The organism is Vogesella sp. EB, from assembly GCF_001037925.1.
In the GTDB taxonomy this organism is placed as follows: Bacteria; Pseudomonadota; Gammaproteobacteria; order Burkholderiales; family Chromobacteriaceae; genus Vogesella; species Vogesella indigofera.
The window spans coordinates 1-19,338 of record NZ_LFDT01000027.1 but is presented as its reverse complement, the minus strand read 5'-3'; the positions used below and the strand labels follow the sequence as shown (position 1 = coordinate 19,338).

16 protein-coding genes are annotated in these 19,338 nt (G+C 64.9%); 13 read left to right on the top strand and 3 right to left on the bottom strand.

Features of this window, described 5'->3' with window-relative positions; genetic code table 11:
- Positions 1 to 38 precede the first annotated feature (38 nt).
- The 13 genes from ACG97_RS13600 to ACG97_RS13540 are packed head-to-tail and all read left to right on the top strand — an operon-like array spanning position 39 to position 14,214.
- Positions 39 to 437: a PTS sugar transporter subunit IIA gene (locus ACG97_RS13600; RefSeq protein WP_047967916.1), complete on the top strand. Its 399-nt coding sequence runs from the start codon at positions 39 to 41 to the stop codon at positions 435 to 437.
- On the top strand, positions 434 to 703 hold the full coding sequence (locus tag ACG97_RS13595; protein WP_047967915.1) for an HPr family phosphocarrier protein: 270 nt from the start codon (positions 434 to 436) through the stop codon (positions 701 to 703). Before ACG97_RS13600 ends, ACG97_RS13595 begins: the two co-directional genes overlap by 4 nt.
- Before the next feature lie 45 nt (positions 704 to 748).
- Positions 749 to 2,488 carry a phosphoenolpyruvate--protein phosphotransferase gene (gene ptsP / locus ACG97_RS13590; RefSeq protein ID WP_047967914.1) on the top strand — a complete coding sequence of 580 codons (1,740 nt, stop codon included), beginning with the start codon at positions 749 to 751 and terminating at the stop codon, positions 2,486 to 2,488.
- 19 nt (positions 2,489 to 2,507) lie between these two features.
- Positions 2,508 to 3,590: a putative lipopolysaccharide heptosyltransferase III gene (rfaQ, locus tag ACG97_RS13585; protein ID WP_047967913.1), complete on the top strand. Its 1,083-nt coding sequence runs from the start codon at positions 2,508 to 2,510 to the stop codon at positions 3,588 to 3,590.
- Positions 3,587 to 4,708 (top strand): glycosyltransferase family 4 protein, encoded by a 1,122-nt coding sequence (locus ACG97_RS13580; protein ID WP_047967912.1) that lies wholly within the window; start codon positions 3,587 to 3,589, stop codon positions 4,706 to 4,708. The genes rfaQ and ACG97_RS13580 overlap by 4 nt, the downstream gene beginning before the upstream one ends.
- A gap of 59 nt (positions 4,709 to 4,767) precedes the next feature.
- On the top strand, positions 4,768 to 6,528 hold the full coding sequence (gene msbA / locus ACG97_RS13575; RefSeq protein WP_047967911.1) for a lipid A export permease/ATP-binding protein MsbA: 1,761 nt from the start codon (positions 4,768 to 4,770) through the stop codon (positions 6,526 to 6,528).
- Positions 6,521 to 7,621, top strand: coding sequence for a glycosyltransferase family 4 protein (locus tag ACG97_RS13570; RefSeq protein WP_047967910.1), 1,101 nt, complete (start codon positions 6,521 to 6,523; stop codon positions 7,619 to 7,621). Before msbA ends, ACG97_RS13570 begins: the two co-directional genes overlap by 8 nt.
- Positions 7,618 to 8,439, top strand: coding sequence for a polysaccharide deacetylase family protein (locus ACG97_RS13565; RefSeq protein WP_047967909.1), 822 nt, complete (start codon positions 7,618 to 7,620; stop codon positions 8,437 to 8,439). The genes ACG97_RS13570 and ACG97_RS13565 overlap by 4 nt, the downstream gene beginning before the upstream one ends.
- Positions 8,439 to 9,584, top strand: coding sequence for a glycosyltransferase family 9 protein (locus ACG97_RS13560; protein WP_047967908.1), 1,146 nt, complete (start codon positions 8,439 to 8,441; stop codon positions 9,582 to 9,584). Before ACG97_RS13565 ends, ACG97_RS13560 begins: the two co-directional genes overlap by 1 nt.
- Positions 9,581 to 10,792 carry a glycosyltransferase gene (locus ACG97_RS13555; protein ID WP_047967907.1) on the top strand — a complete coding sequence of 404 codons (1,212 nt, stop codon included), beginning with the start codon at positions 9,581 to 9,583 and terminating at the stop codon, positions 10,790 to 10,792. Before ACG97_RS13560 ends, ACG97_RS13555 begins: the two co-directional genes overlap by 4 nt.
- Positions 10,789 to 11,898: a glycosyltransferase family 9 protein gene (locus tag ACG97_RS13550; protein ID WP_047967906.1), complete on the top strand. Its 1,110-nt coding sequence runs from the start codon at positions 10,789 to 10,791 to the stop codon at positions 11,896 to 11,898. The genes ACG97_RS13555 and ACG97_RS13550 overlap by 4 nt, the downstream gene beginning before the upstream one ends.
- Complete coding sequence (locus ACG97_RS13545; protein ID WP_082133799.1) at positions 11,891 to 13,183, top strand: O-antigen ligase; 1,293 nt, start codon at positions 11,891 to 11,893, stop codon at positions 13,181 to 13,183. Before ACG97_RS13550 ends, ACG97_RS13545 begins: the two co-directional genes overlap by 8 nt.
- Entirely contained in the window at positions 13,180 to 14,214 is a 1,035-nt protein-coding gene (locus ACG97_RS13540) for a glycosyltransferase family 9 protein (RefSeq protein ID WP_053068180.1), read from the top strand. Before ACG97_RS13545 ends, ACG97_RS13540 begins: the two co-directional genes overlap by 4 nt.
- A gap of 126 nt (positions 14,215 to 14,340) precedes the next feature.
- On the opposite strand, the gene ACG97_RS13535 is transcribed toward ACG97_RS13540, so the two are convergent.
- The 3 genes from ACG97_RS13535 to ACG97_RS13525 form a co-directional block, all read right to left on the bottom strand.
- Positions 14,341 to 15,648: a TolC family outer membrane protein gene (locus ACG97_RS13535; RefSeq protein WP_047967904.1), complete on the bottom strand. Its 1,308-nt coding sequence runs from the start codon at positions 15,646 to 15,648 to the stop codon at positions 14,341 to 14,343.
- Positions 15,649 to 15,728: 80 nt separating this feature from the next.
- On the bottom strand, positions 15,729 to 18,785 hold the full coding sequence (locus tag ACG97_RS13530) for an efflux RND transporter permease subunit (RefSeq protein WP_047967903.1): 3,057 nt from the start codon (positions 18,783 to 18,785) through the stop codon (positions 15,729 to 15,731).
- A gap of 12 nt (positions 18,786 to 18,797) precedes the next feature.
- Positions 18,798 to 19,338, bottom strand: a 541-nt coding sequence (locus ACG97_RS13525; RefSeq protein WP_047967902.1) for an efflux RND transporter periplasmic adaptor subunit, incomplete at its 5' end; no start/stop codon positions are given.

Here is a 19,338-nt window from a genome sequence, read left to right as displayed (position 1 = left end):
AACGAGGGCAATACCGGCTCGTCCGGAGCAAGACAATCATGGTAGGTGTACTGATCATTTCGCATGGCGAGCTGGGCTTGTGCCTGGCCGACTGTGCACGGCACGTGCTGGGGCGCGTGCCGGACAATCTGGCCATCCTCGGCGTCGAGAAACAGGACAATCCCGACGCGCGGCTGCTGGACGCGCAGGCATTGATCGACAAGATCAATGACGGCAGTGGCGTGCTGGTGTTAAGCGACATGCTCGGCGGGACGCCTTGCAATATTGCCAGCCGCTTGCGTCAGCGCGGTGTGGTGGAGGTCGTTGCCGGCGTCAACCTGCCGATGCTGGTGCGTGCGCTGAGCTACAGTGCGCAGCCGCTGGAGGTGGTGGTCAGCAAGGCGATTACAGGGGGACTGGAAGGCGTGTACTACGTCATTCCCGAGGGAAAAGAATGAAAACACAGCAAATCGAGATCATCAACAAGCTGGGCCTGCACGCGCGCGCCTCCAGCAAGTTCACCCAGACCGCCAGCCGTTTCAAGGCCGAAGTCTGGATCGCGCGCAACGGCCGCCGCGTCAACGGCAAGAGCATCATGGGGGTGATGATGCTGGCGGCAGCGAAAGGCTCGCAAATCGAGCTGGAAACCAATGGCGAGGACGAAGACCTCGCCATGGCGGCCTTGGTCGAACTGATCAACAACCGCTTTGACGAGGCGGAATAACCGCCCGCAACAAGAACAGGTACCGGACAGGGGAGAGGGCGCAACATGAGCATCGTTCTGCACGGGGTACCGATCGGTGGCGGCATCGCCATTGGCCGTGCCCACTTGCTGTCGCAAAGCATGGATGATGTGGTGCATTACAGTATCGATGACCACGAAATCGCGGCAGAACAGCAGCGTTTCGACCAGGCGGTGCGGGCCACGCGCAAACAGCTGGAAATGCTGTGGGGCAGCATCCCGGAGAACGCCCCGGCCGAGCTGGGTGCGTTCCTGTCGCTGCACATCATGCTGCTGTCAGACGTGACCCTGACGCGCGACCCGCGCGAACTGATTGCCAGCCTGCGCTGCAACGCGGAGTGGGCGCTGAAACAGCAGTGCGACACCCTGATCGAGCAGTTCGACGCCATCGAGGAAGACTACCTGCGCGAACGCAAGCACGACGTGCTGCAGGTGGTGGAGCGGGTGTTCAAGAACCTCGGCGGTCACACCACCGAGTTGCAGCTGTCGGAAGGGCTGGACGGCGATGCCATCCTGGTGGCGCACGACCTGTCGCCGGCCGACATGGTCTACTTCAAGGATTCCAACGTCGCCGCCTTCGTCACCGATGTCGGCGGCGCCACCAGCCATACCGCCATTCTCGGCCGCAGCCTGGACCTGCCGTCGGTGATCGCGCTGCACCACGCACGCGAGCTGGTGCGCGAGGACGAGCTGATCATCGTCGACGGCCAGCAGGGCGTGCTGCTGATCAACCCGGAACCGACGGTGCTGGCCGAGTACCGCCGCCGGCAGCGGGCCTGCGTCGAGGCGCGGCGCAAGCTGTCCAGCATCCGCAACACCGATGCCATCACCGAGGACGGCACCCCGATCGAGCTGCTGGCCAATATCGAGCTGCCGCAGGATGCGGCCAACGTGCTGCAAGCCGGCGCCGTCGGGGTCGGCCTGTTCCGCAGCGAGTTCCTGTTCCTCGGCCGCGACAACCTGCCGTCGGAAGACGAGCAGTTCGACGCCTACCGCATGGTGGCGGAGCTGACCGGCGGCGCGCCGGTGACGGTGCGCACCATGGACCTCGGTGCCGACAAGAGTCCGCGCTGGCTCAATCACCAGCTGGCGGAAAACCCGGCACTGGGGCTGACCGGCATCCGCCTGTGCCTGGCCGAGCCGCTGATGTTCCGCGCCCAGCTGCGCGCGCTGCTGCGCGCCTCGGCCTTCGGCAAGATCCGCATCCTGTTCCCGATGATCAACAGCCTGGGCGAGCTGAAGCAGTCGCTGACCCAGCTGGAGTACGCCAAGGCCGAGCTGCGCGCCGAAGGCATCGCCTTTGCCGAGGCGGTGGAAGTCGGCGCCATGATCGAGATCCCGTCGGCGGCGCTGGTGGTGGGTAGCTTCATCAAGCATGTCGACTTCCTCTCCATCGGCACCAACGACTTGATCCAGTACACGCTGGCGATCGACCGCAACGACGACACCGTCAGCCACCTGTACGATCCGATCCATCCGGCGGTGCTGAAGCTGATCTCCTACACCATCAAGACCGCCAGCAAGGCCGGGGTGCCGGTATCGGTATGCGGCGAGATGGCCGGCGACGCGCGCCTGACCCGGCTGCTGCTGGGCATGGGCTTGCGCCGCTTCTCGATGCACCCGGCCAACCTGCTGGACGTGAAGCAGCAGGTGCTGTCCAGCCACCTCGACGAAGTCGGGCCGCACGTCGCGCGCATGCTTCGCAGCGAAGACCCTGATAGAATCGCCGATCTTCTGCAACAACTGAATGCCGGGCCGGACGCCTGATCCGGCTTTTTTCTTTTCTATGCTCAAAGACGCTATCGATCTGTCCGCCGTGCGCCGCGTGCTTGTCATCAAGCTGCGCCACCACGGCGACGTGCTGTTGTCGTCACCGGTGCTGTCGGTGCTGAAGACGCACGCGCCGCATGCCGAGATCGACGCGCTGGTGTATCACGACACCCGCGACATGCTGTCCGGCCATCCGGCGCTGTCGCAGCTGTTCACCATCGACCGGCAGTGGAAAAAGCTCGGCCTGCGCGGGCAGCTGGCCGCCGAGTGGCAGTTGCTGGCCGGGCTGAAAGCCCGCCACTACGATCTGGTGATCCAGCTGACCGAACACAAGCGTGGTGCCTGGCTGAGTCGCTTGCTGCGACCGCGCTGGGCGGTGGCGCCGGGCGGCAATTTCGGCAAGTTCTTTGCCAACAGTTTCAGCCACCGTTACCCGGTGATCAGCGGCAATCGCCGCCATACCGTCGAAATCCACCTCGATGCCTTGCGTCGCCTCGGCATCTATCCGGCAGCCGACGAGCGCCGGCTGCGGCTGGTGGCGGGCGAAGCGGCACAGCAGAGCGTGCGCCAGAAGCTGGCGGCGCAGGGTGTCAGCGGCCGTTATCTGGTGATCCATCCGACCTCGCGCTGGCTGTTCAAGACCTGGCCCGCCGCGCGCATGGCGACGCTGATTGAGCAGTTGCGCGCGCAGGGCGAAACGGTGGTGCTGTCGGCGGCGCCGGATCCGGCGGAGCTGGCGCTGCTGGCCGATATCACCGGCCGGCTGTCGCAACCGGTAGCTTCGCTGGCCGGGCAGCTGAGCCTGAAGGAGCTGGCGGCGCTGATCGACGGTGCGCAGGCCTTCATCGGCATGGATTCGGTGCCGATGCACATCGCCGCGGCGATGCAGACGCCGTGCGTGGCGCTGTTCGGCCCCTCCGGCGACATCGAGTGGGGGCCGTGGCAGGTGCCGCACCGCCTGCTGCGCACCGAGCTGCCCTGCCGCCCGTGTGGCAAGGACGGTTGTGGCGGCGGCAAGCGCAGCGAATGCCTGGAGCTGATCACCGAAACACAGGTACTGGCGGCCTTCAACAGCCTGATGGCCGAGGTCGGCGCATGATGCGACTGGTGATCGTGCGGCAGAAATACAATCCGGCCGGCGGCGCCGAGCGTTTTGTCAGTCGTGCGCTGTCGGCGCTGTCGGCGCAGGGTGGACTGGAAGTGAACCTGATCGCGCGCAAGTGGGAGTCGCTTTCCGGTGTGCGCGCCTTTGCGGCCAACCCTTTCTATCTCGGCAGCGTCTGGCGCGACTGGGGCTTTGCCTGCGCCGCGCGCCGGATCTGGCAGCGCGAAGGTTTCGAGCTGGTGCAGTCGCACGAGCGCATCGCCGGCTGCGACATCTACCGCGCCGGCGACGGCGTGCACCGCCACTGGCTGCAACTGCGCCGCCGGGTGCTGTCGCGCTGGGGCCGCATTACCTTGCAACTGAATCCCTACCACCACTACGTGCAGTGGATGGAGCGGCGCATGTTCCTGCATCCGCGCCTGAAAACGGTGATCTGCAATTCGCAGATGGTGAAGCGCGAGATCCAGCACTATTTCGACCTGCCGGACGAGCGTTTTGCCGTGATCTACAACGGCGTTGATACCGCGGCGTTTCATCCGTCGCTGCGCGAACATCGCGACGCGATGCGTGCACAGTGGCAGATTCCGCCAGCGGCACCGTTGCTGCTGTACGTCGGCTCCGGTTTCGAGCGCAAGGGCGTGGCACGCGCCTTGCAGGCCATCGTGCCGCACCCCGAGGTGCAGTTGCTGATTGTCGGCAAGGACAAGCACGCCGCGCAGTACCAAAGGTTGGCCGCAACGCTGGGCATCGCGTCGCGTGTACGTTTTGCCGGCGCGCAAAACGACGTCAAGCCGTTTTACGGTATGGCCGACGCCTTCATCCTGCCGACCTTGTATGACCCGTTTCCCAATGTCTGTGTCGAAGCGCTGGCCTGCGGTTTGCCGGTGTTCACCACGCAGCAGTGCGGTGCCGCCGAGCTGATCCGCGACGGCGACAACGGCTGGGTGGCCGACGCGCTGGACGGCGCCACCCTGCGCCAGCAGCTCGGCCAATGGCTGGCCAGCCGTGCCGAGTGGCCAAGCTTGGCCGCGGCGGCGCGGGCCAGTACCGCCGACCTCACGCTGGAGCAGATGGCCGGCCGTTTGCTGGCTTGCTACCGGCGCTTGCTGTGACAGGGCCCGGCTGGCGCCGGGCTGGTTTATAATCGTCTGTTTTATCGTTGGTTTTTCGCATGACAACTCCTTCTGCGGTCAGCAGTTTTGCGCTTTACAAGCGGGTGCTCGGCTACCTGAAGCCTTACTGGAAGGTGTTCATGGTGTCGCTGCTGTCGATGAGCATCGCCGCTGCCACCGAGCCGGCGTTTGCCCGGCTGATGAAACCGCTGATCGACGGCGGCTTCGTCAACAAGGACGGCTCGTCGCTGATCTGGGCACCGCTCGCCATTGTCGGCCTGTTCCTGGTGCGCGGGCTGACCAGCTACATCAACGAATACTCCACCAGCTGGTTGACCGGCCATCTGGTGCAGACGCTGCGCGAAGAGATGTTTGCCAAGCTGGTGCGTCTGCCGGTGAACTACTACGACGACCATCCGTCCGGACGGCTGCTGTCGCGCATCGCCTTTGACGTCAATCTGGTGACCGAAGCCGGTTTCAACGTGATCACCGTCACCGTCAAGGACGGCATCACCATCATCGGCCTGCTCGGCCTGCTGTTTTATACCGACTGGCAGCTGACGCTGATCTGCCTCGCGGTACTGCCGGTGGTGTCGCTGTGTGTGCGCCTGGTCAGCAAGCGCCTGCGCGGTCTGTCGCGGCAGAACCAGCAGAATATCGCGCAGCTGACCCAGGTGCTGGGCGAAACCATCGATTGCCACCGCGTGGTCAAGGTCTATGGCGGCGAAGGTTACGAGGCGCAGCGCTTCCAGCGCACGGCCGAAGCCATCCGTCACAACGGCGTCAAGCAAAGCGCCACCTCGTCGGCCAATACCGGCGTCACCCAGCTGTTCATCGCCTGCGCGCTGGCGGCGATCCTGTATTTCGCCGCGCTGCGTGCCCACAGCGGCAGTTTCACCGCCGGTGACTTCATGTCCTTCCTCACCGCGATGCTGATGCTGTTCGCACCGGTCAAGCGCATCACCAGTATTTCGCAGTCGCTACAGAAAGGCCTTGCCGCCGCCGAAAGCGTGTTCGGCTTCCTCGACGAGCAGGGCGAACCGGACAACGGCACCCGTCGCCTGCAGGGCACGCGTGGCGAGCTGGCATTCGACAATGTGCAGTTCAGCTACCCCAATGCCGAGCGTCCGGCACTGCAGGACATCCGCTTTGCCATCAAGCCGGGTGAAACGGTGGCACTGGTCGGCTCCAGCGGCAGCGGCAAGACCACGCTGGTCAGCCTGATCCCGCGCTTTTACGAGCCGTCGGCAGGACAGATTACGCTGGACGGCATCCCACTGACCGACATCGCCCTCGGCAGCCTGCGCCAGCACATCGCGCTGGTCAGCCAGGACGTGGTGCTGTTCAACGACAGCGTGGCGGCCAACATCGCCTATGGCCGCATCGGCGAAGTCAGCCGCGAACAGGTTGTCGACGCCGCCCGCGCCGCCAACGCGCTGGAATTCATCGAGGCGATGCCGCAGGGCTTTGACACCATCATCGGCGAAAACGGCGTGCGCCTGTCCGGCGGCCAGCGCCAGCGGCTGGCGATTGCCCGCGCCTTGCTGAAAAACGCGCCGATCCTGATCCTGGACGAGGCAACCAGCGCGCTGGATACCCAGTCCGAGCGGCTGGTACAGGCGGCGTTGGAGAACCTGATGCAGAACCGCACCACACTGGTGATTGCCCACCGCCTGTCCACCATCGAGCACGCCGATCGCATCGTGGTGATGCACCAGGGGCGTATTGCCGAAGTCGGCAACCATGCCGCACTGATCGCGCAGGATGGCCTGTACGCCAACCTGCACCGCCTGCAGTTCAAGGAGCCCGCGCATGACTAAGCCGGTGCTGACCATCGTCCATACCGAATCCTCGCTGGGCTGGGGCGGGCAGGAACACCGTACCTTCAAGGAGATGGTCGGCCTGCGCAGGCTGGGCCACCGCATGATCCTGCTGTGCCAGCCCAAGGCCAAGTTCGGCGCCCGTGCGCGCGAGGCCGGCTTCGAGGTATTTGAAGTCCGCATGCGCAACGGCATCGACCTGCCGGCGGCGTGGCGCATGGCGGCCATCATCCGTCGCGTGCAGGCCGATGTGGTCAATACCCACAGCGGCCGCGACAGCATTCTCGGCGGTCTGGCCGGTTTGCTGGCCGGCCGTCTGGTGGTGCGTACCCGCCATCTGGCGCTGCCGATCACCTCGCGTTTCACCTACACCACGCTGCCGCACCATGTGGTCAGTGTCAGCGAGCATGTGCGCCGCTACCTGATGAGCGAGGGCGTGCCGGAGTCGCGCGTGTCTACCGTGTATACCGGCATCGACCCGCAGGTGATGCAACTGGACGGGCCGTCCACGCTGCGCGCCGAACTGGGTATTGCCGACAGCACCCGCGTGATCGGCACCGTGGCCATCCTGCGCATGAAAAAGGGCCACCGTTTCATCGTGGAGGCGGCCGACCGCATTCTGGCCGCGCATCCGGACACCCATTTCGTGTTTGCCGGCGACGGCGCGCAGATGGACAACCTCAAGACGCTGATTGCGGCCAAAGGGTTGGCCGCACGCATACACCTGCTCGGCCTGCGCCGCGACATTGCCAACGTGCTGGCCGGCTGCGACCTGTTCCTGCTGCCGACCGAGCAGGAGGCGCTGGGCACCTCCTATATCGAGGCGATGGCGATGGGCCTGCCGGTGGTGGGCACCAATGTCGACGGCGTACCGGAAGTGGTCCGCGACGGCGACAACGGCCTGCTGATCGCACCGGGCGACGCCGCCAGTCTGGCCGAGGCGGTCAACCGCCTGCTGGGCGACGACACGCTGCGTCAGCGTATGGCGGGGCGCAGCCGCGAGCTGGTGTCGTCGGTATTCCACGTCGATACCATGTGCCAGTCGATGCTGGACCTGTATCGTCGCCTGCTGGCACAACGGGGGCAGGGATGAAACAGGCCAAAGCCATTCCGGTACTGATGTACCACCACGTCAGCCCCAGCCCCGGCCTGGTGACGGTCTCGCCGCAGACCTTCGAGCACAATATGCGCTGGCTGGCGGAAAACGGCTGGACCACCGTGCGTTGCGACGACCTGGCCGGTTTTCTCGCCGGCCGGCCGCTGCCCGACAAAAGCGTGCTGGTCACCTTTGACGACGGTTATCTCGACAACTGGGTCTACGCCCATCCCGTGCTGCAGCGCTACGGCCAGCAGGCCACGCTATTCACCATCACCGGCTGGATCGGCGATGGCGCGGTGCGTCCGCACGACGGTTGCGGCCAACCCTTGCCGGCCACGCCGGATCACAAGGGCTGCAAGCAGGCGGTGGCCGACGACCGCCACGATGCGGTGATGATGCGCTGGAGCGAGATCGAGGCGGCGCGCGCCGCCGGCACCTTCGAGTTCCACAGCCATACTCACAGCCATGCGCGTTGGGACAAGCTGTGTGCCAGTCGCGAAGACAAGCGCGAACGGCTGGCCGCCGATCTGGCGCAGTCGCGTGCCACGCTGCAGGCGCGGCTGGGTTCGGTCAGCGATCACCTGTGCTGGCCGCAGGGCTATTTTGACGACGACTACCTGGCCGTGGCCGACGCCGCCGGTTTCCGTCACCTGTACACGGTGGACAAGGCGCTCAACACCCGTGCCACCTCGCCACGGCACATCGGTCGCATCGTGACCAAGGATCGCCGCGACGGCTGGTTCGGCCGCCGCCTCGGCCTGTATCGCCGCCCGCTGCTGGGCCGCGCCTATCTGGCGTTGCGGGGCAAATAATGGGCACCCGCATCCGCGAAAACCTGCTGGCGTGGGGGCTGGGCTTGGCCCGCCGTTTCGACCGCCGCGCGCCGGACCCGGCCGAGCTGGGTACCGCTGCCATCCGCCGCATCCTGGTGATGTCCTGCACCGCCATCGGCGACACGCTGCTGTCCACACCGGCCATCCGCAGTCTGCGCCAGCGCTACCCGCAGGCGCGCATCGTGCTGCTGGTCAACGCTCCGTATCACGGTCTGTTTGCCGATAATCCCGACATCGACGACCTGATCGACTACCACGGCGGCTATCGCCGTTTTGTGCGTCTTGCGCTGGCACTGCGCCGCGAGCGTTTCGATCTGGTGGCCATTCTGCATGCCAACGAGCCGCAGGCCACGCCGCTGGCGTATCTGAGCGGTGCCCGCTGGCGCTTCAAGCTGCCCAACAACAGCCGTTTCCGTTTTTTGCTCAGCAATCACCAGCAGGTCAGCAACTGGCGCGATTTCACCCACGGCATTGACCAGCGCCTGGCCGTGGCCACGCTGGCCGGTGCCGACGGCAGCGACAAGCACATGATCCTGCCGGTGGCGGCACAGAACCGCGATGCGGTGGCCGGCTGGCTGCAACAGCAATACGGCATCACCCCGCAGCAGCCGGTGATCGGTTTCCAGGTGGGCGCCTCGACCGCCAGCCGGCGCTGGCGGCCGGAGCGCTATGCCGAGCTGGCGCAGCGCCTGCTTGCGGCCAACCCCGTGCTGCGCATTGTCGTTACCGGCTCGCCACAGGAGCGGGCGCTGGCCGATGCCGTTGCCGATGCCGTCAACGACGCGCGGCTGGTGGTGACGGCAGGGCAGCTGCCGCTGACGCGGATGCCGGCGTTGGTGCAGCGTTTCGCCTGTCTGGTGACGCCGGACACCGGCATCATGCACATGGCGATTGCGGTGGGCACGCCGATCGTCGGCCTGTTTGCCGCCGCGCACTGGCACGGTTCCGGCCCGACCACCGATCTGAAGCGCCATATCGTGATCCAGAAACACCGCACCTGCGACCCCTGCCTCGGCAAACGCTGCCGATATGCGGCGCCGCCGTGCATGGACAATATTACGGTTGACGAAGTGCTGGCCGCCTGTGAGCGCCAGTTGTCGTTGCAACCGGAGAATCCTCAATGACAACCCGAACCAGAATCCTGTTGCTGGATACCGGCAACGAATGGGGCGGCGGGACCAATAGCCTGTTCGAGCTGCTCAAGCGCATCGACCGCGAGCGTTTTGACATCACCTGCCTGTTTTACCGCGATTACAGCAAGGGCCAGAGCACGCTGTCGCACGAGCTGGCCGCTATCGGCATGCGGCTGCGATTGTTGCCGCAGCGCAAGCAGCCTCTGTGGGCCAAGCTGGCCAAGGAACTGGCGCGTGGCTTGCTGGCCTGGCATAAGCCCTGGCGCCAGGCCCTGGTCAAACGCATCGAGCACGCCTGGCGCATTGCGCCCAATGCGGCGGCGATTGCGCGCCAGCTGCGTAACGAGCGCTTTGACCTGTTGTACATGAACAACCAGCCGCGTTCCAACCTGGAAGGCTATCTGGCGGCCGAACAGAGCGGCGTGCCGGTAGTGCAGCATTGCCGCATCGAGCCGCTGATGGATGCCGCCGATGCGGCCATCGTCAACCGCGTGGCCAGCAAGGTGATCGGCGTCTCCAATGGCGTGGTCGGAGCGCTGGTCCGACACGGGGTGCAGGCGGACAAATGCGTGGCGGTGCTGAACGGCATCGACCCGGACCAGCCCCTGCCTGATGGCGCGGCGGTACGGGAACAACTGCTGGCTGGCCGCGAGCACGAGATTGTGCTGGGTGCGGTCGGGCAGCTGGTGGAACGCAAGGGGCTGCGCTTCTTGCTGCAGGCGACGGCCGAACTGGTGCGGCGCCAGCTGCCGGTGCGCCTGCTGTTGGTCGGCGACGGCCCGCAGCGCGCCGAACTGGAAAGGTTGGCCGCAAGCCTCGGCATTGCCGGGCAGGTGGTGTTTGCCGGCTTCCAGCCGCAGCCGCTGGCCTATACCGCGGCGATGGACGTCTGCGTGCTGGTGTCGCAAAGCGAGGGCCTGCCGCGGGTGCTGCTGGAGGCGATGCTGCTGGCCAAGCCGGTAGTGGCCTCACGCGTGGTTGGCTCGCAGGAGCTGGTCGCCGATGGCGACAGCGGCCTGCTGGTACCGTATGGCGACAGCGCGGCGCTGGCCGAGGCGCTGGCTAAACTGGTGGCCGATGCCGGCCTGCGTCAGCGCATGGGGCAGGCCGGGGAGGCGCGGGTCAAGGCGCAGTACACCATCGCCCGCTACGTGGCCGGTACCGAGGCCATTCTGGCGGAGGCGGCGCGCAAACCATGATCTACGTGCTGCTGACCTATCTGCTGGCGCCGTGGTGGTGGCTGGCCAAGCGCTTGCAGCGCCGGGGCAAGATCAAGCGCATCCTGCTGGTGCAGACTGCCAAGATCGGCGACATGCTGTGTGCCACGCCGGTGATCCTGGCGCTGCGGCAGCACTATCCCGACGCGCAGCTCACCGTGCTGCACGCGCCGGTCACCGGCAAGATCATTGCCGGCCTGAGCGAGGTCGACCACTGCATCGCCATCCGCTCCGACTCCTGGCGCGGCTGGGCGGGGAAATGGCGGCTGGCGCAGCTGATTGCTGGCGGGCGCTACGACCTGGCGGTCAACCTGTCACCGTCGCTACCGATACTGTGCGGGCTGATCTGGTCCGGTGTGCCGTGCACGCTGTCCATCATGCCGACCAAGGTTGGCCGCACGCTGGCCGCGCTGCGCCACTGTATCGACCTGACCGAACAGCATCGCCCGGGCGAACTGGTACTGGCTACCAAGCAGCGCCTGTTGCAGCAGCAGGGCATCGCCATGGGCCTGCGCAAGAAAATGGCCATCGCCGCCAGCGGCGAAACCGTGTGTGACCGGCTGGGTGTTACCCCTGACCATTCCGCCATCGGACTGGCGATCTCCAGCGCCAACAAACTGAAGGAGCTGGGCGAGGACTTGCTGGCGGCGCTGGTGACGCGGCTGTTGCAGGATTATCCGGGACAGGTGGTGCTGATCGGCGGCCCGGAAGACGGCCCCTGTGCTGCTGCCGTGGTGGGGCGCGTGAAGGGCGCCGAACGCGTGATCAATGCCGCCGGCGCCTTCCAGCTGGACGAGCTGCCGGCGCTGATGCAGCGCTTGAAGCTGTTCATCGGCGTCGACTCCGGTCTGACCTATCTGGCGGATACCTTTGACGTGCCTATGGTCGTGATCGTCGGGCCGGTGGATTTTCGCGAGCAGCGACCGCTGGGGCCGCAAGTACGTTTCGTGTCGAAACAGCCACCCTGCTATCCGTGTGCCTTTGTATTCAACGCCCCTTATACCTGCAAGACGGCTGATCGAGCCTGTATCCGCACTGTTGCGGTTGGGGACATCCTGGCGGCAGCGAAAGAAGCCCTGAATGACTGATACTCGCCCTTCTTCCTCTCTGGCGCGCTACGGGGCGCTGCTGGAGAAACCGCTGTTCTTCCTGATTGCTCTGTTCTGTTTTGCCTCGGCCTCGACTGCGCTGACCGGCCTCATGAATGTCTCTTTTTTCATGGCTGTCATCCTTTGGACTGGCTGGCTGCTGTGCGTGCGGCCAACCCTGCCGTGGCGTAGTGGGATATTCCGCCTGTTTATGCTGCTGGTAGTGGTGTTTGTCGTCTCGCTGCTGCTCAATGGCGACTGGCTGGCCAACAACCTCAACGAGTTCAAGAAGGACCACCTGAAGCCGTTGCTGGTATTTCTGGTGGCGTGCAGCTTTATCCGTCGCGAGCAGCAGGTTCGCATCATTCTGCTGGGCTTTGTGCTGGGCTTTGCCCTGCGCTCGTTATTGGTGCTGGCTTATTACGGCCTTGATCTGGCTTGGCTGGCACCGTACCGGCGCGGCTATGCGATGGATGCGGTGTTCTATCTGTTATTGACTTCGGTGTTGTTGCTATATGGGCAGGACTGGCTGTCGCGCCGTTGGCGCGTGCTGCTGGTGGTGATGTGGGGTGTGGAAATGCTGAACCTGGTGTTGCACCAGAGCCGGACACCACTGTTGGTCATCGTCGCCAGCCTGCTGTTGTTGCTGCTGCTTAACGGCTCGTGGCGTAAGAGCCTGCTATTGCTGCTCGGGTGCGTGATCTCAGCGGCAGGGCTATTTGCTGCCAAGCCTGAACTGTGGCAGCGCTATGCTTCCACATTCCGTAGTGACACTTACCAACAGGATCCGGCTCTGCTGGAACGCCAGGGTATCTGGGTTGCGACCGACTTTCTGATCCGCCAGCAGCCGGTACTTGGTTATGGGCCAGGCTGGCGCAAGCTGGCACTGCTGGCACGGCATGAGCAGTTACTGAAGTATCTGCAGGCTGGAACTCACCCACGAAATCGTTCTGCCTATTTATATTTCACTGGACGAGCATATCCGTATGGCAAAGCCAACCCTCACAGTCTGTACTTTCAGGTGGCGCTGGAAACCGGCTTGTTGGGTTTGCTGGTGTACCTGTCATTCCTGTTGGCGATACTGTGGCTGGCATTTCGTCAAGTTTGGCGGCAGACGGTACGCCATCCGGTTGCCAGCAGTCTGTTGGTCATCATCCCGGCCTTCTTGCTGGTGGGGTTTGCCAATGGCATGTGGGCAAATGCGGTGTTACTGATGATGCTGGCAGGCATGCTGCTGTCGCAGGTGGTGCTCCGTTCCGGCTCTTCTTCGGGAAAACTGGCATGAAGATTTTGGTGATACGCCGTGACAATATTGGCGATCTGGTTTGTACCACGCCATTGATAGCAGCTCTGCGTGAAAAATATCCGCAAGCAGCAATCTATGCACTGGTCAATGACTACAACAAGGACGTGCTGGATGGGCACCCGCTGCTGGATGGCGTGTACTTCTATACCAAACTGAAGCACCGCGGAGCGGGGGATTCGGTTGTGCGGGTAATCTGGCGCAAGCTGATGACCTACCTTGCGTTGCGGCGCGAGCATTTTGATTACGCGATTGTGGCCGGCTCGGGTTATCCCAAGAATGCCGTACGTCTGGCAAAGGCCGCCAGACCGAAACATGTGATCAGTTTTGTGTCGGAGGGGACAGACTATGATGGCATCGTGGACTACCCGATCCCCTTCACGCGGGATCATGTATTCCGTCATGAAGTAGAGTGTCTTGCCGAACTTTTGTTACCGCTTGGTGTGACTCAAGCTCCTGGCAGGCTGAATTTGCCTGCTGTTGTGGTGCCTGATGTCTTGGCCCGACGTTTTTCCACCAGGCAGCGCCCGGTTATCGCCTTGCACATCAGTGCCCGCGAGAACAGCCGGGTCTGGGCAGTCGAGCATTTTTGCGAGGTGATCCGTACCTGCTTGTCGCGGGACGTGGATTTCCTGTTGTTGTGGGCGCCAGGCGCCGCCGATGATCCTCGTCATCCGGGGGATGATGAGAAAGCGGATTACATTCGCAGCCAGTTCCCGGAGCACGAGCGTTTGGTGTTTTATCCCACCCGGACGGTCAAGGAGTTGATGGCAGCATTTTCTTGTGCCGATCTGGCGGTGTGTTCGGATGGCGGCGGTCTGCATCTCGCGGCAGGGAGCGGGGCCAGCGTGGTTGGCCTGTTCGAGCATCTGGAAAAGAAGACCAAGCATTGGTATCCGTGGCAGGTGCCGCACCGGGTGCTGACCTCCGGTTCCGAACAGGACTGGCAGGTTGCCCATATTCCGGTAGCGGATGTTGTGCGTGCCATCGAAGACTTGCTGCCGCACAGTTAGGGTACTACCTGCCGATAGCGACTGATCCGAACAACCTCGAGTCGGCCCATACGCCGTTGTGATTGCGGCCAACCTTGCTCAAGGTTGGCCGCAATGTTTTGGTGCTCCGTCCGCAGTAAACAGGCGTCAGAAGAAACGGTTGACCTCTTCCACCACCTGGTCGTCCAGTGTGCCGGCAGCCTGTGCCAGCGCCAGTCGCGCCTGCAGGAAGTTGTAGCGTGCCTGCGCCAGCGCGCGGATGGCGTCCTGGTAGTCCTTTTCCGCGTTGAGCAGGTCGAGGTTGGTGCGCACGCCGACGTCCTTGCCGAGGCGGGTGGCGTCAAGCTTGCTCTTGGCGGAGACCAGCAGCTGTTCCTGTGCCTTGACCAGCGCCGCGCCGTTGCTGACGCCCAGCCAGCTGCGGCGCACGTTCTGCGCGTTCTGGCGGCGGATGACTTCCAGGTCCTCGCGTGCCTTGTCGCGGTTGGCCGCGGCTTCGGTCACTTGCGAGTCGATGGCACCACCGGCGTACAGCGGCAGTGTCAGGCTGAGGCCGAGGCTGCTGCCGCGCGTGGTGTCGCGGCCGCTGGCGACGCTGCTGGCATCGGTGCTGCGGTTGTGGCTGTAGCCGGCGTTGAGGCTGACCGTGGGCAGGTGCTTGCCGCGCGCTTCGTCCAGGTTCTTTTCGGCCAGCGCCAGCTGCTGCTGTTGCAGCTGCAGCGCCAGGCTGTTCTGCTGTGCGCGTTGCGTCCACGTCTCCAGCGTGCCGAGGTCGGCGGCGCTCAGTTGTGGCTTGTCGCGCAGGCGGCGGATGCTTTCCGGGTTGAGGCCGGTCAGCTGCGCCAGCGCGTTGCGCTTGAGGTCGAGGTCGCTGAGGGCGGCGATTTCCTGGGCGGTGGCGGCGTCGTAGCCGGCCTGTGCTTCGTGGGTGTCGGTGATGGTGGCGGTGCCGACCTCGAACGCCTTGCGCGCCTGTGCCAGCTGGCGCTCGTAGGCGCTCTTGGTGGCGCGGGTGACGTTGAGCACGTCCTCGGCCAGCAGCGCGTCGAAGTAGGCCTTTGCGACGTCGATCACCAGTTGCTGGCCGCTGGCGTCGAACTGCAGCTGCGCCACGGTGCTGGCGATCTTGCCCTTCTGGTAGCCGCTGTAGCTGGCGGTGTCGAACAGCGGTTGCGTCAGCTGCACGCCGAGGCTGTCGCTGCGGTAGTTGCCGGCCGCCGGTTGCAGCGGCTTGGTCTGGGTGCTGGCGGCGCTCAGCCCGACGCTGGGCAGCAGCAGCGCGCGGCCCTGGACCGCCTTTTCGGCCCCGGCACGGTTGGCGGCGCTGGCGCTGGCGTAGCCGGCATCGTACTGGCGCGCGGCATGCAGCGCCTGCAGCAGGTCGAAGGCGTGGGCCGGGGCGGCGAGGGCGCTGCCGAGCAGGGCGCCAAGGCCTAGGGTGCGGATGAGCTTCATAGTGGGCATTCCGGTTGCATCATGAAAGCGGTGAAGCCTCTACCTTACCCAATTCCGGTAGCGGCTTCACTCGGGATTGATTAATTTGTTTGCGGGCGCTTGACGCCGAACCACTGCGCGTACAGCGCCGGCAGGAACAGTAGCGTCAGCACGGTGGCCACCAGCAGGCCGCCCATGATCGCCACCGCCATCGGCCCCCAGAAGGTGCTGCGCGACAGCGGGATCATCGCCAGGATCGCCGCCAGCGCGGTGAGCATGATCGGGCGGAAGCGGCGCACGGTGGAGCCGACGATGGCCTCGAAGCGGTCGATGCCCTCGCCGATGTCGGTTTCGATCTGGTCGACCAGGATCACCGAGTTGCGCATGATCATGCCGAACAGCGCGATCACCCCCAGCATCGCGACAAAGCCGAACGGCGCACCGAACAGGATCAGCGTCAGCGTGACCCCGATCAGGCCCAGCGGCGCGGTCAGCACCACCAGCAGCGTGCGCTGGAAGCTGCCGAGCTGGATCATCAGCAGCGTCAGCACGACGATCAGCATCAGCGGCGTCACCTTGGCGATCGCGCCCTGCGAGTTCTGGCTGGCTTCCAGCGAGCCGCCCAGCTCGATGTGGTAGCCCAGCGGCAGCGTCTTCTCCAGCTGCTGCAGCTTGGGCCACAGCGCCTTGGAGATGTCGGCCGCCTGCACGCCGTCGGCGGCATCGGCGCGCACCGTCACCGTCGGCAGCCGGTTGCGGCGCCAGATGATGCTTTCCTCCGGCTGGTAGCTGATGCTGCCCAGCTGCGCCACCGGCACGTACTTGCCGCTGGCGGTCTGCACCATCAAGCTGCCCAGCGCCTCCACCTGCTCGCGGCCGGCGTTGTCCAATCGCGCCACGATGCCGATGCTGCGGTCGCCTTCACGCCATTCGCTGACGGTGCTGCCGCTGATCAGCAACTGCAGCTGGCGGCTGAGCGACTGGCTGGAAACCCCCAGCACGCGCGCCTTGTCCTGGTCGATTTCCACCCGCAGCGACTTCACCTGCTCGCCCCAGTCGATGTTGATGTGACGGGCGCCGGGATGGGCGCGCAATAGCGTCTCAACGTTGGCCGCAATGCTGCGCACTTTGGCGTGGTCCTCGCCCATCACGCGGAACTGCACCGCGTAGCCGACCGGCGGGCCGTTCTCCAGCCGCGTGACGCGGCCGCGCACCATCGGGAAGTCACGTTCGAACAGCGTTTCCAGCTTGTGCTTGACGTCTTCGCGCACCTTTTCGTCCTGCGTCATCACCATCAGCTGCGCGTAGTTGAGGTGCTGCTGCTGCTGGTCCAGCGGCAGGTAGAAGCGCGGGCTGCCGCCGCCGACGTAGGCGGTGGTGCTGACCACGTGTTTATCGTCCTTGATCAGCGCCTCCAGCTTGCGTACCTCGGCCTCGGTGGCCTGGTAGCTGGCGCCCTGCGGCAGCCACATGTCCACCATCAGCTCGACGCGGTTGGAGGAGGGAAAGAACTGCTGCTGCACGAACAGCTTGAACGCCACCAGCGACAGGATGAACGCGGCCGCGGTCAGCGCGATCACCGTCTTGCGGTGGTCGAGGCACCACTCCACCGTGGCGCGGAAGCGCAGGTAGAACGGCTTGTGGTAGACGTCGTCGTGCGCATTGCCGGCGTGGTGCTCCGGCAGCAGCTTGTAGCCGAGGTAGGGCACGAACACCACCGCCACGATCCACGACAGCAGCAGCGCGATGCTGACCACCGAGAACAGGCTGAACACGTACTCGCCAGCGTTGGACCTGGCCATGCCCACCGGCAGGAAGGTGGCCGCGGTGAGCAGGGTGCCGGTCAGCATCGGGAAGGCGGTGCTGGTATAGGCAAAGGTGGCGGCCTGGAACTTGTTCCAGCCCTGTTCCAGCTTCAGCGCCATCATTTCCACCGCGATGATGGCGTCGTCGACCAGCAGGCCCAGCGCGATGATCAGCGAGCCGAGCGAGATGCGCTGCAGGTCGATACCCAGCAGGTACATGGCGAGGAAGGTCATCGCCAGCACCAGCGGGATGGACAGCGCCACCACGATGCCGTTGCGCACGCCCAGGCTGAGGAAGCACACCGCCAGCACGATCACCACCGCCTCGATCAGCACCTTCATGAATTCGCCGACCGCGTTCTTCACCACCTGCGGCTGGTCGGACACCGAGTGGATCTGCATGCCGACCGGCAGCTTGTTCTGTACCTCCTGCATCAGCAGCTGCAGGTTGTTACCCAGTTTCAGCACGTCGCCGCCCTGCTTCATGCTGATGGCGAGGCCAAGCGCCGGCTTGCCGTCAAAACGCATGCCGAACGACGGCGGGGTGACGAACTGGCGCTCGACGGTGGCGATGTCGCCGAGGCGGAAGCTCTTGCCGCCGGCGCTGAGCGGGGTGTCGGCAATGGCCGCCACCGAGCCGTAGCTGCCGGAGACGCGCACCCAGATGCGGTCGCTGGCGGTGTCGTAATTGCCGGCCGGCGTCATCGCGTTCTGCTCCGCCAGCGCGCTCCAGATGGTGCGCGCGTCCAGCTGCAGCGCCGCCAGCTTGGCGTTGGACAGTGTCACGTAGATGCGCTCTTCCTGCTCGCCGATCAGGTCGACCTTGCCGACGTCGGGCAGGCGCAGGATCTCCTGGCGCACGCCATCGACGTAGCGGCGCACCTCCTCGTAGCTGAAGCCGTCGCCGGTAAAGGCGTAGATGTTGCCGAAGGTGTCGCCGAATTCATCATTGAAGAACGGGCCGCGGATGTCGGTGGGCAGGGTGTGTTTGATGTCGCCGAGCTTCTTGCGCACCGTGTACCACAGCTGCTGCACGTTCTTCGGCGGCACGTCCTCGCGGATCGACAGGATCAGCAGCGCCTCGCCCGGCTTGGTGTAGCTCTTCACGTACTCTAGCTCGCCCATTTCCTGCAGCTTCTTCTCGATCTTGTCGGTGACCTGCTGCTCGGTCTCCAGCGCGGTGGCGCCGGGCCACAGCACGCGCACCATCATCGCCTTGAAGGTGAATTCCGGATCTTCCTTCTGTCCCAGCTGGGTGTAGGCGAACAGCCCGGCCACCATCAGCACCACCATCAGGTACTGCACCAGCGAGCCGTTGCGCAGCGCCCATTCCGACAGGTTGATTTTTTTCATCGTCGCCGTCCCTTATTGCTGCAGCAGGCTGACGCGCTGGCCGTCGCGCAGCAGGTGAACACCGGCGGTGACCACTTTCTCGCCGCCGGCAAGGCCGGACTGCAGTGTCACGCCCTGGCTGTCGAGGCGGGCGACCTGCACCGCCTTGCGGCCAACCTTGTTGCTGCCGTCGATCAGCCACACGTAGTGCTTGCCGTTCTCGTCGAGAATGGCGCTGTGCGGCAGGCGGATGGCGCGCGGCTGGCCGCTGGCGGCCAGCGCGCTGATGCGCGCGGTCATGCCCAGCCGCACGCTGTCGTCGCTGGCGGCCAGCTGCAGCCGCGCGGCGTAGGTGCGGGTGGCCGGGTCGGCGTCGGCGGCCAGCTCGCGCAGGCTGGCATCCAGTTCGCGGCCGTCGGCCCACAGCGACACCTTGAAGCCGCTGGCGCGGCGCACCCGTTCCAGCGCGTTTTCCGGCACCTGGAACAGCACCTCGCGCGCGCCGTCGGCGGCGAGGCGGGCGACCACCTGGCCGGCGGCCACCACCATGCCCGGCTCGGCGCTGATCTCGCTG

Excerpts from the sequence above, each read along its gene's own strand:
- ACG97_RS13565 (WP_047967909.1), top strand. The coding sequence starts at position 7,618 with ATGAAACAGGCCAAAGCCATTCCGGTACTGATGTACCACCACGTCAGC.
- ptsP (WP_047967914.1), top strand. The coding sequence starts at position 749 with ATGAGCATCGTTCTGCACGGGGTACCGATCGGTGGCGGCATCGCCATT.
- ACG97_RS13545 (WP_082133799.1), top strand. The coding sequence starts at position 11,891 with ATGACTGATACTCGCCCTTCTTCCTCTCTGGCGCGCTACGGGGCGCTG.
- ACG97_RS13570 (WP_047967910.1), top strand. The coding sequence starts at position 6,521 with ATGACTAAGCCGGTGCTGACCATCGTCCATACCGAATCCTCGCTGGGC.
- ACG97_RS13530 (WP_047967903.1), bottom strand. The coding sequence starts at position 18,785 with ATGAAAAAAATCAACCTGTCGGAATGGGCGCTGCGCAACGGCTCGCTG.
- ACG97_RS13580 (WP_047967912.1), top strand. The coding sequence starts at position 3,587 with ATGATGCGACTGGTGATCGTGCGGCAGAAATACAATCCGGCCGGCGGC.
- msbA (WP_047967911.1), top strand. The coding sequence starts at position 4,768 with ATGACAACTCCTTCTGCGGTCAGCAGTTTTGCGCTTTACAAGCGGGTG.
- ACG97_RS13595 (WP_047967915.1), top strand. The coding sequence starts at position 434 with ATGAAAACACAGCAAATCGAGATCATCAACAAGCTGGGCCTGCACGCG.
- ACG97_RS13550 (WP_047967906.1), top strand. The coding sequence starts at position 10,789 with ATGATCTACGTGCTGCTGACCTATCTGCTGGCGCCGTGGTGGTGGCTG.
- ACG97_RS13600 (WP_047967916.1), top strand. The coding sequence starts at position 39 with ATGGTAGGTGTACTGATCATTTCGCATGGCGAGCTGGGCTTGTGCCTG.
- ACG97_RS13560 (WP_047967908.1), top strand. The coding sequence starts at position 8,439 with ATGGGCACCCGCATCCGCGAAAACCTGCTGGCGTGGGGGCTGGGCTTG.
- ACG97_RS13535 (WP_047967904.1), bottom strand. The coding sequence starts at position 15,648 with ATGAAGCTCATCCGCACCCTAGGCCTTGGCGCCCTGCTCGGCAGCGCC.
- rfaQ (WP_047967913.1), top strand. The coding sequence starts at position 2,508 with ATGCTCAAAGACGCTATCGATCTGTCCGCCGTGCGCCGCGTGCTTGTC.
- ACG97_RS13555 (WP_047967907.1), top strand. The coding sequence starts at position 9,581 with ATGACAACCCGAACCAGAATCCTGTTGCTGGATACCGGCAACGAATGG.
- ACG97_RS13540 (WP_053068180.1), top strand. The coding sequence starts at position 13,180 with ATGAAGATTTTGGTGATACGCCGTGACAATATTGGCGATCTGGTTTGT.